Here is a 16,539-nt window from a genome sequence, read left to right on the forward strand (position 1 = left end):
TCCGTTTTGTTGTTGCATGTCCTTACGATTGTACTGTATTCTTGCCCAAAAGCATAGAGGAACGCCCGCCGTCTGCTAGTTCCGGCGCAGTGTTTCCTTCGCCTTCATCACATCTGATATTTCCTTATTCGAGTACACAGACAGCTTGAGATTCAGCTCGAACGGCTCAAATCCATTGCGGTATTGGCTCAGCTGGCGCTGGCCGCAAGAATTCGAACCGAGCCCATTCTGCTTCGCGTCGAGATGAAGCACGATGTAATCCCTCTTCTGCAAGTCAATCGGATGCTTAGCTGCATCCAAATCCTGAACTTCATAATAGGAAGCGCTGAAATCCATCTTCGGATACGCAACCGCCAGCAAACCTACTCCATAGCGATCTGCTAAGCGTACCCAGCGGCAGTCGGTATGATTTCCGTTTTCCTGTGGGTGCACATAATTCGTGAACATCTCATCCACCGTCCGCTCGTAGATGCCGAACAGGCTCGCCTGCTTGGAATCCGCATACGACTCTCCCGGACCCCTACCATACCATTTGCCGTTCTCACAAGCAGCGCGTACGCGAAGCTCCACGCCAACACGTGGAATCATCTCCGGCGCCTGCTCCTTCACGCCCCCCGGCTGGCCGCTTACATCGAGCAGCACATCGCCGTTCGGATAAATGCGATAATCATAGCAGGAACGGTAATGCCATGCAGCATTCGTTGTCCCATTCAGCACAGACACCTTCACGCGAACGATTTCGCCCTCCTGTGTATAAGTAAATCCCTCTACAATTTCATGCATTACATGCATAAATGACTTGTTCCGATAATCATCCACTACATACATATCATTGTCGATTGGCGCACGCCAGAATTGCAGTTTCGGCCCCTGCTCCACAACGGTAGTGCCATGATAAGTCCATGAAGTCATGCGGCCCTTGACCGTATCAAAGCCAATGCTGAAGTCTTCACCGCGTACAATGAGTTCACAATGTCCCTCTTCCATCGTAAGCGTGCCGCTCGGCTCAATATACAGCAATTCCGCAGCAAGCGGCAAGCGGAATTGCGCCGTAGCCAGCTCATGTCCCGCTTGTGCCCAAGCACAGTCTCCCTTCAACGTATAAGAAAGATTCACATAGTAATCCGTGCCCGGCTCCGGCGCGAAATCAAGCAAGTATCCCAGCTCCACTTCCTTGCTCGTACGTGCAGCGATACCAGTAATGTCTGCCTCGCCTGTTTGCAAAATACAGTCATCCTTCATGACTGAATAGCGCAATGCCAATTGATCGAGCGATGCAAAGTCATACTTGTTGCTTACTTGGATTAAACCGCGCTGCAAGTCAATCTCGTGCGTATGAACTGGCTCAATCACTTTCTTATATTCCAGCAGCCCTGGAGAAGGTGTGCGATCTGGCATCACAAGCCCGTCGATACAAAATGCTCCATTCGTCGGGTCATCGCCAAAGTCCCCGCCGTAGCGATAATAGACACGTCCTTGCTCATCTTCCGTACGAATGCCGTGATCGCACCATTCCCAGACGAATCCGCCCTGCAGCTTGTCATGGGCATAGAATAAATCCTGATACTCCTGCATGCTGCCTGGTCCATTGCCCATCGCATGAGCATATTCACACAGAATATGCGGCTTCGTGGAATGATCAATAATATGCTGCATTGTCTTGCGCTCCGGATGCTCGAGCCACGTATACATCGTCGAATATACATCCGCAATGTCCGTATCTCTGTCCCCTTCATAGTGAACAAGGCGTGTTGGATCCATTTCCTTCGCACGAAGTCCCATCGCTCTGAAGTTACGGCCGTAGCCCGACTCGTTGCCTAATGACCACATAATGATACAAGGATGGTTTTTATCCCGTTCAATCATTCGTTCTATACGATCGACGTAGGCCCTCTCCCATGCCGGATCATCCGTAATCCAATTGAAGTTGCCTGTCAGCTCAAAGCCATGGCACTCCAAGTCCGTTTCGTCGATCACATACATTCCGTATACATTGCACAACTCATAAAGGCAAGGTGAATTCGGATAATGCGCCGTTCGAATCGCATTAATATTGTGCTGCTTCATTAGGCGGATATCCTTCTCAATATCATCACGCGATACGACACGACCTGTGATCGGATGCGCATCATGGCGATTTACACCCTTCAGCTTAATCGCCACTCCGTTGACCGTGAATGTGTCGCCCTTCAATTCAACTATACGGAAGCCGACCTGCTGTGGAATAACTTCAATTACGTCATCCCCATTCTTCAATGTGAAGAGAAGCGTATATAGGTATGGTGTCTCTGCACTCCACAGCATTGGAGCCGCAATCGGAACCGCTGCAGTGACGCGTTCGCCACCAGGCATTTCGTCGAATGCTACCTGCTGCCCTGCGGCATCCAACAATTCATAAGCAAGCGTATGCCCCTGCTTCGTGCCACGAATATCCGCGCTTATTCGCAAAATCGCATTCGTATAAGCGGAGTCCAGCTCTGTTACCACCGTAAAGTCTTCAATCCCCGCAAGGGGCTGGACATACAATTCTACATCACGGAATATGCCGCTCAACCACCACATGTCCTGGTCTTCCAAATAAGTGCCGTCTGACCATTGATAAACCCGAACACACACCTCATTTTGCCCAACTTCCACATAACTTGTGATATCAAATTCGCTCAGCAGTCTGGCTCCCTTGCTATAACCCACTTCCTGACCGTTCACCCACACATGAAATGCGGAATCAACACCATGAAAGCGCAAAATCACTTGTTGATTGTCCAACCATTGTGAACCGATCGCAAAGGTTCGCTTATATATTCCTGTCGGGTTATCAGTCGGTACATAAGGCGGATTAATCGGGAAGTTGTACCACAGATCTGAATAATGCATTTTCCCATAACCTTCAAGCTGCCAATTACTTGGCACCATAATGTCATCCCAGTTCGAACAATCAAATGTTGGCTGCTCAAATCCCGGCGGTGAATACTCAGGCGCTTCCAAATAAACAAACTTCCATGTTCCATTCAAGCTCTTCCATTGATGTGCATACTTAGGCTCGTCTAATAATGCCAGCTGTCGATTCGGATACGACCGAAAATACGCTCTCCCCTTCATACGGTTACAATTCGTAGCATCCACATTTTCCCACTGCTTCATTACACGCATAGTACGTCCTCCTGACCACGGGGATTCCTCAGACGAACGACATTCCATTCAATCCACTTTACCATTCGTTCAGACTGAGATTCGGAATAATTGCACCCTCACTTTCTTGATAAAATTTTACTTGATTCAAGTAAAACAAACAATCATTTTAGTAAAATATTTTACTCCCACTTTTATTTTTTACTAATCACTTCGACGTGCTAGTAAAACTTTTAGTAAATACATGATTTTCCTGAAAATTGGATGATATCAACAAAAATAAGAGCGAAGACGATTTGTCTCCGCTCTGAGTTTGCATTCCATCTAGTTTTTTGCCTAAATTTTTACTTAGCTGCGACTGCTTGCCATTGCTTTGCCCTCACGTCTCCTTGACCATACAGTCCAAGCCATATCTACCCAGAAATAAATGACGAACATGGGGCATACCATATTCCAAATTGCCGCAACATGGGTATAGCTTATTTTCAGCAAGGGATGCAATCCGTACACAACAGCGAGGGATAGGAACATCCAGCATATGGAGAAGGAGAAACAAACATGTCCATGAAGCTGCAGGCGATAAGAAGAGTAGTCCCACCATTTGCGATAGAACACCTTCTCCAGCAGCCAACCGCTAACGTATTCGACAAAAGTCGGGATAAGGAGGCATAGCAGCAGAAGGAGTCCCAAATGGGTTCCTTGTTCAGCATAAGGGAGCAGGAGAAGGGGGGCAATGCCATACATCGGCTTAAAGGGCCCTTGGAGAAAACCATCCTTCCAGAAGCGTCCTGTTGTGACCTTACTGTATAGGTTCTCAAGCAGCCATCCTCCAAAGGAATAGACCATAAAATAAAAAACGACAGCCAATGCATCATTGGCCGCCGTTCCTGTATACTGCAGCGGAATTGGCAATTGAGCCGCCATAACGCATAACCTCCTTATGCCTGCTTCTAGCGGCATATTTCAAGCTACCCGTAGTATGGTTGTATTCCGCACCACTTATTCCCTATTGCCTTGATTATTCAGCTATGATGAGGCTAGCGTGTGACTGACCAGGAAGGGAAAAAGTCATCACAAGAGAGTGGAATACCTTCACTTGCTGTCCTTCCTTCAGCTCAGAAGCCTTCAAGACAACCCCCTGCTTGTCCGTAATGAACGTATCTTTCGTTACATTTAAAATTACATCATTGTTGATGTTGCCATCAGCTTCTACATCAACATGAATTCGGGCATTCACTTCACCCTCAGTGTTCGTTACTTTGAGCACTTTGCCCGTCTTGACTGCCGTTTCACCTTTGACAACAATCTTCTCTGCACCTACTGTACCCGGGAAGCTCATCATCATAACCGGACCATACTGAACCTCTACGACAGCTCCTTCTTTCAGCACATCCTTGCTGACCGGCTGGCCTTTATCGTTCACGATAACAGTATTGTCGTGTACATTAATATTCAAATATTGCTGTCCACGAAGAACGAATCTATGGCCGTCCCCCGACTCAATAATACCTTGTGATGTCACATGCTCTTTCGGCAATGTCGAGCCCTCCTCTACTGGATGAGATGACACAACATAACCTTGAATAGTCTCTGCAGCTGCTGCTCCAGCGAACGGTACGCTCAGCACCGCCATAATCGATGCAATTGCCAAGCCTTTGTTCCATTTTTTCATTGCAATTCCTCCTCTAATCTCTTGTTGTTATGGGCACACCTATGTACCAGCTTCTTGATGCCTGTAAGATTATTCGGTTTGTCTTTATAGACGGAGGAGGTATGCATAATGTTGCATAAAAAAAATATTTTGAGTATGTAATCAAAGATACATGTATCGTATAGATACTAAAAACCCAAAAAAACCTGCCAACCACTAATAAAAAAGGTACCCGCGTAAGAGCATCTATCTGCTCTCTCGGGCACCCTTGCTTTACAGCTACTGTTCCTCTATACGACGTTGAACGAAGGAATCTACCGCCGCCTTAATAACCGCAATAACTGGAACGGCAATGAACATTCCTAGTATGCCGCACAGACCGCCGCCTATAATGATGGCAAAAATAATCCAGATGGGTCCTATCCCCACTTTGTTCCCTACGATTTTCGGACCAATATAATACCCATCGAACTGTTGAACAATGAAAATAAACAACGTTATCCAAAGCGTCTGCTCAGGCGATACGAACAGTGTAATAATCCCAACAAACACCATCCCCATAAACGGACCAAAATAAGGAATAACATTCGTTACAGCAACGATCAAGCTGGACAACAGCGCATACGGCGCTTGAATGATAAGAAGCCCGATGAATACGATACTGCCTACGACGGTTGCATCCAAAATGACGCCTACAAAGTATTGCGAGAAGATCATGTCCATTTTTCTTACAAAATCAATGACGCCTTCAGCCCGTTCCTTCTTGAGCAGGCCATGCAGGGTACGCTTCGCGCCTGTCCCAATCTTCTCCTTGTCCTTCAGCAGGTAAATCGACACAATGAATCCGATAACGAGATTCAACAGCGCAGACGTGAAGGTAAACAGACTGGACAGCAAGTTGTTCAGCATCAGCTTCAGAAAGTCGCTTATTTGACTGGATAGCGAGCTAAAATGCTCACTGATGCTGCTCGATATTCTAGATTGAATGAACCATTCTTTACTCAAGACATTTGCCTGCAGCCACAGCTTCGTGCCTTCCATATAGATTGGCATATCCGCCAACAGCGTGCTTACACTCTCTATCACCCTCGGTGTAATAACCGTTATGAGCAGCACAATAATTCCGAAAAATAACGTATACACGGCTATGATGCTAATAAATCGCTTCATTTTTGTTCTAGCCAACAGCCGCTTCTCCAAAATATTAACAAGCGGACGCAGAAGATAGGCAATAAAGCAAGCAATAAAAAATGGCGTAAGCATAGACAATAGAGCTACAACTCCACTGAGAACATAACCCATATTGTCAATGAGCTTGTACACCAGCACTGCAATGGTGAATAGCCCCAAATAGCGCAGTGTTCTTCGATTTTTGAGCATGACATCCCCCTGGTTGCTAATTCATACACGTATAGACTTAGTATAGCGAATTTCACGAGAAATGAAATAAATATGGAAAAAAGCATCCCCTAATCCACGATTAGAGGATGCTTTGCATGCTGCAAATGCTTATTGTTGTGCTGCTCTTCCACGACGGAACAGAATGCGATCAAGAGAATAATCGGCACCGCCGCTGACAACCAAGTACAACGACATCGCTGCAAGAGCGATTTCGAACTCATAGCCGCCTGCAAAGCCCATTTGCAGCTTCACAGTGAAGATTGCCACGAGCATAATTACCGTGAATGCTGCACCAATCCATCTCGTTCCAAGACCAACGATGAGTAAAATGCCTCCTACCAGCTCAATGGTTGCCACGACATAACCCATAATCCCCGGAATACCCAAGCTCTCAAAAAAACCTGCCGTGTTGTCCAGACCTCCCTGGAATTTTTGCAGCCCATGGATAAAGAAAATGAGCCCCAGTGCAAGCCTGATAATAAGTGAACCTACCCCTTGATTTAATGCTGACATCATACAACGCCTCCTATAAGATTAGAATGGATTATTATTAACATGAATATGAAAGAAAACAAAAACTACGTTGTGTAGTGTAAAAATGTAAAAAAAATTAGGGCATAGCAGCAAAAAATAATAAACATAAAGCAAGTAACACTTGCAGGGACACAATTGCAGGCGTAAACGGCAGCTTCATCGGAATATCTGTCTCTGGTTCGAGCAGCTGGCGAATTCGATAATTAATGGATGTATCTGCAAATGAAACATAAGCGAATGGCATGCGCGGCGTCTTCCCTTGCTTCAACATCTTGAGAAGCGCACTCCCTAAATGAGCTGCTGTTCCTAGACGCTGAATCGCATAGTGGTCTGCCAACACCTCGCGAATGATGTTATACTGCTGCTTCGACCATCTCATAATCGGCATGTACCACATGACCGAAGCGAGAAGAGACAGCACGAACATCCGCAATGGATCTCGATGCATTTGATGGAAGGCCTCGTGGTGGACAACCGCCTCTAGCTCATCCTCATCAAGCAGTTCCATCAAGCCAGTCGATACAATAACGAGCGGCGACCACATCCCCATCGTGAAAGCGATAGGCGAAGTATGCTCGATGATCATCATTCGTTTCTGGCCCTCATTGAACCGGGCATTCATCTGCTGCGTAAGCTCATTATTTCGACGCCCGAGCAGCTTCCGATACGCGTTGCGGGAAAGCAACATTTGTCGGACGAACAGGAACGGGACACTGATCAGCGTACAGAACACATAGGCATCAAGCACATAAATGAACTTGGACAAACCGTAGTTCTGCATAAGCGTAGAGCACGCCTCTACGAGATTGAAATGCAGTTCCCATCCCGCAAGCACCTTCATCGCATACATGACCATTTGGCAGAACAACACGGCTGCAATTAGAAGCATCGAACTGAAAATGAATGTAGATCGATTTTTCCACATTGTTTTATTTATCCTTTTTCAATTGCTTGATTTTTTGTTCCAGCTTGTCGAGCAGTCCCTCGTCTACATCCTCCAGGGCATCAAGCATGTGGTTTACAACCAATGGGCCGAATTCATCCATCAGTTCATGCGTTAGCTCCTTGGATTGCGTGTCGAGAAAAACATCCCGTGACAGCACCGGTCGGAATAAGGAAGTCCGTCCCTCCGTGCGCTTGACCAATATCCCTTTGTCTACAAGTCGGTTCATGACGGTCATGACTGTGTTAAAGTTGATGCATTTCTCAGCCTCAAGCTTCTTTTGCACATCCTTAATCGTCATTTCCGAACCTTCCCATAAGACAGTCATGACTTTGGCTTCAAGCGGCCCGAAGAAGCGATTCAGTCCACTCTCATGGAATTTGAAATTATGAATTTTCATCGTGGAATTCCTCCCACTACGAATTGTAGTGTGATATCAGCCTAATGTCAAGTATGTCCATAATTAGGTATCCCAAATTACAAAATAGGCGACACTAATCGTGCAAGCGACTCTACAAATCGGTAACGAATTGGGCGCTTCCGATATGTATTCCAATGCAGTTTTACCGATTCCTTCATATCCTGCTCGTACAGCTTATCTAGCTGCTCTGCTGTAGCTCTGTCATAGAGAAATGCATTAATTTCGAAGTTCAAGCTGAAGCTGCGATGATCCAAATTCGCAGTACCTACGGTAGCGGCCTGTCCATCTACAACCATCGTTTTAGCATGGAGGAAGCCCTTCTCATACCAATAACACTTGGCTCCTGCACGAAGCAGTTCTCCAACATAAGAATTCGATGCCCATTGCACAAAACGGCTGTCCCCCTTCTTCGGAATCATAATGCGCACATCGACCCCGGACTGCACAGCAACTTTAAGTGCAATAAGCACACTGTCGTCAGGCACTAAATAGGGGGTTTGTACATAAATTCGCTCCTTGGCTTCAAAAATCAGCTTAAGCAAGGCATTGCGAATTTGCTGCTTGTCTGAATCTGGACCGCTGGACACAATCTGTACAGGTGTATTCCCTGTTTGCATCGGTGTCGGGAAGTATTGCTCGCAAAAATGAATATACTGCCCTGAGGCTGTGGACCAATCGAGCAGAAACTGTCCCTGAAGCCGATGAACGGCTCCGCCTTGCAGCTCGAGATGCGTATCCCGCCAATGTCCGATTTTTGGATCAAGACTAACATATTCATCGCCGATATTAAATCCGCCAACGAATCCGACCTGCCCGTCAATAACGGCAATTTTCCGGTGATTGCGGTAATTGACACGTAAATTGACATAGGGAATACGAGAAGGGAAAAAGCGATAAATCTGTGCTCCTGCGGCACGCAAATCAGCAAGCGCCTCATCCTTCAACGCGGGCGATCCGATGTCATCATACAATAGTCGTACCTCTACTCCATTCGCAGCACATTCCGTCAGGGCATCAATAATTCTCCGTCCAGTTGCATCCCCAGCCAGCTTGTAATACAGCAAATGGACATGATTAGAAGCACTTTGGATCCGCTCGACCAATCGATCCATCATGTCGCGGCCATCCGCAATGACTGTCACTTCGTTGTTCTGTGTCAAGGGAGAGTAACTGCTGACCAGATTCATATAAATAAGGGGTTCATAGTGTTGCACGACCTCATTCGCATAGGCAAATGTCCCTTCCTCAATGCAACGAACCTGAGAGGCAATTTCGTTCCGCACAAGTCGTTCCGTTCGCGGCTTAATCTGATATACCTTCCTCCGAGCCAAGTTCTGGCCGAACAGAATATAGAAGATAAAGCCGATAAACGGAAGCAGCAGTAACAGCATAAGCCATGCCCAGGTCCCCCCTACGTTGCGCCTCTCCAAGAAAATCACGACAGCCGCAAACAACAAGTTGATAATCGGTATCCAATGTCCAGCTAACTCTAAAAGATGTGACCACATAGATTAAGCCGCTCCTGTCCATGATGATGACTCCATTGTACCACGAGCAGCGATGCGCCATTCATACCGTTAACGTTCGGGAGGCGTAGTCTGTCCGCTGCTTGGAAGTACAGAGGTAGGATCATCATCCATCGGTATAACGCCTGCCCCACCCAATAAAGATGAGTTTGAAGCATCCGCAGCACCCGAAGCTTGTTGAGAGCCATCATCGTTCAGCGATAGATTGTCGTTCGGCTGCTTCGAATTGGATCGATAACTATCTGCCACTAGCAAAATTATAGGAAGCACAAGTCCTGGCAGCACAGCATAGGTCGCCCAATGATCAAGCAGCTTGTCCAAGTAGGCCGTATTTGGAATGAACAGGATCGACCATGCTACAACGATCATTCCTAAAGGGAAGATAAGGAATCGATGCTCAGATAAGCGAAGCGAATGAGCAAGTCCAATTGCCGATGCATAAAGCAGGAGCACGAGACGAAAGTAGGTTGTCAGAAACCAGATGACAGCCATCACCGCTTCAAGCCGCTCCAGAAAATTGCCGAGACTAATCTTTTTAGCGAGGGCATAGCTTGGATACATATGCCGGGCCGTATTATCCGCCCCAATCACAAGGATGGACAGCAGCGTCGTAATTATTAAGAAGGTGCCGCCAATGATGCACCCCCATAGGAGCGCACTCGTCACCTTATCCTTCCGCTTCACTGTGGGAAGAATGAGCAGAAATACAGCCAGATCCAGAAAGGGAAAGCTGAAGAAGGTTAGTCCCCCGCGAAGAACTGGGATCATTCCACGTTCCAATACCGGCAGAAGCTGCTTTACTTCGATTTGCGGCACTACGAACAAGACAAAGCAAATAAAGAGCAGCAGCACCCAAGGGAAAAAAATTTCGGCTCCACGCACAAACACTTCAACGCCAAGACTGGCTCCGAATATAATGACGAGCATAAAAAAGATATGGATTGCCTCTATCGGCGTTTCCGGCATAATTTGCATCGTAATGAAGTCCCCGATATTCCGCAATGTGAGTGCGGCTGTTGTGAGCGCAAATCCGATAATGAAGCAGAGCGCAACTGTCTTCCCCAGTATCTTGCCAAGAATGGATTCGCAATACTCCGCTAAGGATTGATTCGGATATCTTCGACATAGCGCAGAATAAATGGGAACAACGAGCAGGCCGAGGCCCAAGGACACTAAGGCGGACAACCACGCGTCTTGCTTCGCTTCCTCTGCTAAGTTTGAGGGAATAATCAAGATCGCGCTCCCGATAATGAACAGTGCCGTCAAGATGGTCAGTTGACGCATACTAATTATGGATTTATCCTTCATCGCCTTATCACTTCCTTGTGCCCTGTCGCAACAGCGAGACTCGTCATTTTTCCGCTACAAAAATTTTCGCATAGGCTTGAATATGAGCATCAGCAAATCCATGGGATTCGGTATCTTCCAATTCATCCCCACCACCACCCCGAACCCTGCAGCGATGATCAGCATTGTCAACAGTACCCATCGTTCCTTAACTAATTGCCGCTGCTTCATACGAGGAGATTGGAACAAAAAGATGGCTGACGCAATGATTACACATCCTATACTCGCCCACACGCTGTTCTACCCCTTCACATCACTGAGGAACGAGTTCCCAATTGTTCCTGTCCGTCTAATATTGAAATCAACTTGAACATTCACCTGCAGCTCCTTGAACAATTGCGGCCACTCTTTCTTGTGACGGTTCCAATAGCTCGGATAAGCACGATGAACAGCCTCTCCGAATCCAAATACATCGGTTCCTTCCGCCTGTGCTCGCTCCAAAGCTTTCTTTGCATTGTGAACCATAATCTGACTGGTTGTCTGTTCCAACTCACGAAGAGTCGACTGCTGATTGGTATCCATATTACATTCAACATCGGCAATATTAGCTTCTGTCCGCAAGGAAACGTCGATAGAAGGACGATCTTGATTCAGCTTCGCCTTCACCTTTGTCTTAGAGCGAATCACCTCGACTCCAGCCTTTCCGCCAGACTTGCATGGCAATTGAATATAAGTGTTCTGCAACTTATCCGTCAAATAGCTGAAGCCTTTGCTCTCCGTTTCATTCATCCAGCCAACCAATTTATCTCCGCTGAACATGCCGAGACCCGAATACTTTAACAGTGCCGGAGACTCGATCAACTCCACATTCTCCTTCTTCTTTCCTTCCTCACTGTCCCCTTTTATCAATATGCCTGTCAGCACAGCGTCCTTTCCATAGCTGGTCAAATCCGTAATTAGATCATCAAGCCGCACACTTACCGTAGGAGCCCACATCCGATCTGACACCTCCAGCGATTGGTACATTTTATTTGCAGGGATTTTATCTAGCGGTGTATAGAAATTCAAAATATCCCTGGCCGTAGTTCCTCTTCCTACTACGATATAAAAATCCGTGCGCAACTCCTGATCCCGCGACAGAAAATCAAGCGGCTTGCTGATGCCTTCACGCGCAAGCGCCTCACCGAACACGAACATGCGAAGATGTGAAAAGTACACCTTGCGCGGAGTGAACGTAGTCATGCGCCGTATTGCTTGGAACACCGTACCGCCCTTCGCACTATATACGATTACAGGCGCCCTATTGCCACTCGGCTTGCGCGCCGACACCTCACTTGGATCCACGACCTGTACAAGCACCTCATACTGTCCATCTTCTGCCTTATCAATTCCCATGCCTACTGCAATCGCCAGGTCATTCATCTCGCGTCGATTCCAACAGCCGGAGACAAGCAGACTAAGCATGATGATCAGCACACTGCTGAGGATGATCTTTTTCCGCTTCATTGCTATTCGTCCCCTCTACCTTTGAGTATGTAATTATTTAGGCGGCTTCGGATGAGCTTTGTCTAGCGGCTGCTGCCGCTTCTGATTGTTCGGACTCATGAAGCTCGGCCTTGTACGCATGGCCCATTGCGGAAACCGAAAAATCGTATCCTTCTGATCCTTAATAATCATGGGTGCCAGCGGGCTCATATAAGGCACGCCAAATGAACGCAAGCTGCACAGATGAAGAACGATCGCGATAAGCCCAATGCATACGCCAAATAATCCAAAGGATGCAGCGAGCAGCATTAATGGAAAACGCAGCATTCGGAATGCATTCGACATGCTGTATGCAGGGAAGACGAAGCTGCATATTGCAGTAGTGGATACAACAATAACCATCGCCGCCGACACAATGCCGGCATCTACCGCAGCCTGGCCAATAACGAGTGTACCGACAACAGACACCGCTGGTCCAATCATCCTTGGCATGCGGATTCCCGCTTCCCGCAACAACTCGAATAAAATCTCCATCATTATGGCCTCCAGAACAGCAGGGAAGGGTATTCCTTCCCGCTGCGCTGCAAGGCTGATCAATAGCTGCGTCGGAAGCATCTCTTGATGGAATGTCGTAATAGCTACGTACAGCGACGGACCTAAAAGCGCAATGAAAATTCCGATGTATCGAAGAATCCGGACAAGACTGCTAATGTCCGAACGGAAGAAATAGTCCTCTGCCGCATGCAGAAAGGATACAAACAGTGCGGGGACTACTAGCACGGAAGGTGTTCCATCCACAAGAATTGCAATTTTCCCTTCCAACAATTCGGCAGCAATGACATCTGGCCGCTCTGAGTTATATACCGTCGGAAAAGGAGTAAAAGTCTTGTCCTGAATGAGCTCTTCAATATAGCCGCTTTCAAGAATACCGTCGATGTCAATTCGGCTCAGACGATCCCGAACCTCCTGCACCACCTTATCATCTGCCAAGTCCTGTATGAACATGATAGCCACATTCGTTTGCGTAAGACGACCAAATGGCTTTGTCTCCACACGCAAATTTTGATGCTTAATTCTTCTCCGAATCAGTGATGTATTCGTTCGCAGCGTTTCCGAGAACGCCTCGCGCGATCCACGGACAGAAGGTTCTGTTGTCGCTTCGGTCACCCCGCGATCCTTCCAACCTTGCGTGCTGGCTGCCAGTCCTGTTGTATACCCATCCAACAGCAGCACCGTATTGCCGCACAGTACCTCCTGAAGGACATCATCCAAGCAGGACACTGTCTGAATATCACCTACCGCCAGCACCCTCTCCTGCAGCAGCTTGATCAGATCCTTAGTCGCATCCGAGCCAGACGAGTTTGAAGATGCAGTTGAGCCCTCGGCAGCAGTAGACGAACCGTCCATTTGATCAGGATCGCCTTGCCCTTCCTTGGTTTTATCGGAACCAGAGGAGTCTGTTTTGGTTTTTGATTTATTTCCTCGAAGGACTTGGCTGTCACCTAATAGCGATTCCATAATAAAGTCAGTAATTGTCGCTTGATCAGCCATCCCATCTGTATATATCACTGCGACTCTTTGCTCGCCATCGCCCCCTACACGCAGTTCACGAATTACAATGTCTGAGCTATTTCCGAGTTTCATCCGAATATAATCGAGATTATTGTGTAAGCTTGCTTGCAGTTGATCCATAGACGTCTTCCCTCACTCTGCAGTTGATCACATGCCTGCCTGTTGTACTGCTTGGCACCTCGCCAGCAGCCATAGATTCTGCTTTTCAGTATTGCCGTGCGTTCAACTGGATAAACCGCCTCCCGGATTTGTCGACAGGCACTTCCCAGTGATACTATGAACAGGGTAGAGACAACCAAGATTTTGCGATCAAGCCGGATAGCCACAGCCGGCTATACAGGAGGGACGACCGTTATGGCAACTCGCACCAAAGGATTGACACTCGTATACACGGGCGATGGCAAGGGAAAAACGACGGCAGCAGTTGGGTTATGTGTTAGGGCAGTGGGTCACGGTTTCAAAGTTCTTATGCTTCAATTCATCAAGAGTCCAAAGCGTTCATATGGGGAACAAGCTTCGTTGGAGAAGCTCGGTGTGGAGGTAAGACAGCTCGGTATCGGCTTTACTTGGCTAAAGACGCCTGAGGAGCATCGTGAAGCCTTCAAGGAGGCCTGGTCGATAGCGAAACAGGAAATTCAGTCTGGAGACTATGACCTTATCGTTTTGGATGAATTGAACAATGCACTTGCAATAACAAGCTTCCCGATCGATGATGTACTCCCTAAAGCAGAGGTGGTGGACGCTATCAAAAATCGTCCAGAACATATGAACATTGTCGTAACAGGACGCTCTGCTTGTCCTGAAATCATTGAAATCGCAGATCTCGTATCCGAAATCGAACCTGTGAAACATTACTACGAGGAAGGTATTCCGGCAGTACTGGGACTTGAATTCTAATTCATCTATTTATTCTATGTAATCTTTCTACTTTAGATCTCTTTCATTCACAAGGCTGCATGTCTTCACGTTGATCTTTCCTCGGGCAAGCAGCCTTTCCTTCTTTCCAGCCTCATAGCACCTAATAGCGCCTTTCTAATTACATTATTTATCCCATCGCTCCACTCCTTATCTCCTTACCTCATTACCTCCTATCATCTGCCCAAGTCTTCACCTTCCTGCATGTCATTTGCCCATTGTAAAAGCTCAAAGATCAGTAGGAAGCAGCCTTGTATAGATCGGACGGATGCTAATCACCGAGAATCCTTGCTGAAAAGCACAGAAGCGCTGAAGATTAAGCGAATGACTCGCTTGCTTCAGCGCTTCTGTATGGTGTAGCCGATCTGTAAGTGTAAAGCTTGAGCGTACGGTATTCAAATTAACGCTTGCGAATCATGAATAGGTAACTTAGCACTGCACCAAGGCCACAGCAGGCGATGACAACCCCCATCGGAACGGCTGTATGGCTGCCGGCGATGCCGACAAGCGGCGCAGCAAGTGAACCTGCGATGAAAGACATCAAGCCCAGCATCGCCGATGCGCTGCCTGCACGCTCTCCTTGGCTTTGCATCGCTAAGGAGAAGCCAGCTGTATTAACTACCCCTGTGCTTGATACAACAATAAACAGGGCGATGACAACTGCGATTAACGGTGCCTGCAGCAGTATCGCAGCTAAGAGCAGCAAACCACCGCTGACGGTTTGCACAATCCCTGCAATGAAGAGCCGCTTCTCATGGAAGCGAGACGCCAAACGGCCCGTAATTTGTGTCGCAATGATGAGCCCAAGGCCATTGAGTGCGAAAAACAGGCTGTATGCTTGCGGGGATGCACCGTAAATTTCCTGCAGCACGAATGGCGATCCAGATATATAACCGAACATCGCAGCAAAAACGAATCCTTGTGTGCAGGCATAGCCCATGAATTCGCGATCAGACAGCAGCGTACGGAAGGTTGCCATCGTCGTGCGCAGCCCGCCGGCAGAACGGCGTTCAGGCTGAAGCGTCTCTGGCAAGCCCAACCATGCAGCGAGAATCATAAGCAAACCGAGCAAGCCGAGCACGAGAAATACCCCATGCCATGTCGTAAACTGCAGCAGCTGCCCTCCAGCAATCGGAGCTAATATCGGGGCCAGCCCGTTTATCAGCATGAGCAGCGAGAAAAACTTGGTCAATTCACTGCCGGAATACATATCGCGCACCATGGCGCGTGCAATGACGATTCCGCCAGATCCAGCCATACCTTGAATGAAGCGAAGTGCAATGAGTCCCCATATGGATGGAACAATCGCACAAAGAACTGACGCAATTGCATAAATGATGAGCGAAGCAATGAGCGGCATCCGCCGTCCCCTAGCGTCGCTTAGAGGCCCTAGCATGAGCTGCCCGAAGGCTAAACCCATGAGACAGGCTGTTAAGCTCAATTGAGCGAAAGAAGTGCTCGTTTGCAGATCGCTGGCCAACATCGGAAGCGAAGGCAAATACATATCAATGGACAACGGCCCGATCGCCGTCATCGATCCTAGAATAACGGCCATGGACAGTCTCTGCTTCCGTGTAGGTGCAGAGATGGATGAGGCCGTATTACTGCGTTGTACAGGTATACTCATAAATTGTATCCAGTCCCTTTCTTGTTTGTAATCACGGCTGCAACCAAC

Annotated in this window: 14 protein-coding genes; 1 reads left to right on the forward strand and 13 read right to left on the reverse strand. The window is 47.6% G+C overall.

Going from position 1 to position 16,539, the window contains the following annotated elements:
• Positions 1-75 precede the first annotated feature (75 nt).
• From ebgA to ACQ5BJ_RS18090, 12 genes are all read right to left on the reverse strand, one after another.
• The gene (gene ebgA / locus ACQ5BJ_RS18035) at positions 76-3,150 is read right to left on the reverse strand and encodes a beta-galactosidase subunit alpha (protein WP_268620343.1); all 3,075 of its coding nucleotides are present in this window, start codon (positions 3,148-3,150) and stop codon (positions 76-78) included.
• A 327-nt stretch (positions 3,151-3,477) separates the two neighbouring features.
• The gene (locus ACQ5BJ_RS18040) at positions 3,478-4,053 is read right to left on the reverse strand and encodes a putative ABC transporter permease (RefSeq protein WP_268599042.1); all 576 of its coding nucleotides are present in this window, start codon (positions 4,051-4,053) and stop codon (positions 3,478-3,480) included.
• A 94-nt stretch (positions 4,054-4,147) separates the two neighbouring features.
• Complete coding sequence (locus ACQ5BJ_RS18045) at positions 4,148-4,801, reverse strand: hypothetical protein (RefSeq protein WP_268620341.1); 654 nt, start codon at positions 4,799-4,801, stop codon at positions 4,148-4,150.
• Between the two features lie 258 nt (positions 4,802-5,059).
• The gene (locus tag ACQ5BJ_RS18050; RefSeq protein ID WP_430113413.1) at positions 5,060-6,160 is read right to left on the reverse strand and encodes an AI-2E family transporter; all 1,101 of its coding nucleotides are present in this window, start codon (positions 6,158-6,160) and stop codon (positions 5,060-5,062) included.
• A gap of 129 nt (positions 6,161-6,289) precedes the next feature.
• Positions 6,290-6,694 carry a DoxX family protein gene (locus ACQ5BJ_RS18055; RefSeq protein ID WP_005545069.1) on the reverse strand — a complete coding sequence of 135 codons (405 nt, stop codon included), beginning with the start codon at positions 6,692-6,694 and terminating at the stop codon, positions 6,290-6,292.
• 97 nt (positions 6,695-6,791) lie between these two features.
• Positions 6,792-7,640 (reverse strand): M56 family metallopeptidase, encoded by an 849-nt coding sequence (locus ACQ5BJ_RS18060; RefSeq protein WP_005545071.1) that lies wholly within the window; start codon positions 7,638-7,640, stop codon positions 6,792-6,794.
• A 4-nt stretch (positions 7,641-7,644) separates the two neighbouring features.
• Positions 7,645-8,058 (reverse strand): BlaI/MecI/CopY family transcriptional regulator, encoded by a 414-nt coding sequence (locus ACQ5BJ_RS18065; protein WP_005545072.1) that lies wholly within the window; start codon positions 8,056-8,058, stop codon positions 7,645-7,647.
• A gap of 77 nt (positions 8,059-8,135) precedes the next feature.
• Positions 8,136-9,587 carry a cardiolipin synthase gene (gene cls, locus ACQ5BJ_RS18070; protein ID WP_430111800.1) on the reverse strand — a complete coding sequence of 484 codons (1,452 nt, stop codon included), beginning with the start codon at positions 9,585-9,587 and terminating at the stop codon, positions 8,136-8,138.
• A 69-nt stretch (positions 9,588-9,656) separates the two neighbouring features.
• Positions 9,657-10,913 carry a GerAB/ArcD/ProY family transporter gene (locus tag ACQ5BJ_RS18075; protein WP_430111802.1) on the reverse strand — a complete coding sequence of 419 codons (1,257 nt, stop codon included), beginning with the start codon at positions 10,911-10,913 and terminating at the stop codon, positions 9,657-9,659.
• A 54-nt stretch (positions 10,914-10,967) separates the two neighbouring features.
• Positions 10,968-11,186 (reverse strand): hypothetical protein, encoded by a 219-nt coding sequence (locus tag ACQ5BJ_RS18080; protein WP_040735615.1) that lies wholly within the window; start codon positions 11,184-11,186, stop codon positions 10,968-10,970.
• A gap of 6 nt (positions 11,187-11,192) precedes the next feature.
• Positions 11,193-12,398, reverse strand: a complete 1,206-nt coding sequence (locus ACQ5BJ_RS18085; protein ID WP_430111804.1) for a Ger(x)C family spore germination protein — start codon at positions 12,396-12,398, stop codon at positions 11,193-11,195.
• A gap of 33 nt (positions 12,399-12,431) precedes the next feature.
• Positions 12,432-14,069, reverse strand: coding sequence for a spore germination protein (locus tag ACQ5BJ_RS18090; RefSeq protein WP_268599037.1), 1,638 nt, complete (start codon positions 14,067-14,069; stop codon positions 12,432-12,434).
• A 234-nt stretch (positions 14,070-14,303) separates the two neighbouring features.
• Between ACQ5BJ_RS18090 and ACQ5BJ_RS18095 the strand changes: the two genes are divergently transcribed.
• A complete protein-coding gene (locus tag ACQ5BJ_RS18095) occupies positions 14,304-14,846 on the forward strand; it encodes a cob(I)yrinic acid a,c-diamide adenosyltransferase (RefSeq protein WP_268599036.1) in 543 nt (180 codons plus the stop codon).
• 418 nt (positions 14,847-15,264) lie between these two features.
• Here the strand turns inward: ACQ5BJ_RS18095 and ACQ5BJ_RS18100 are convergent, their stop codons facing one another.
• Entirely contained in the window at positions 15,265-16,419 is a 1,155-nt protein-coding gene (locus ACQ5BJ_RS18100; protein WP_051135090.1) for a multidrug effflux MFS transporter, read from the reverse strand.
• Positions 16,420-16,539 lie beyond the last annotated feature (120 nt).

It is taken from the genome of Paenibacillus sp. B1-35, from assembly GCF_050474385.1.
GTDB lineage: Bacteria > Bacillota > Bacilli > Paenibacillales > Paenibacillaceae > Paenibacillus_B > Paenibacillus_B alvei.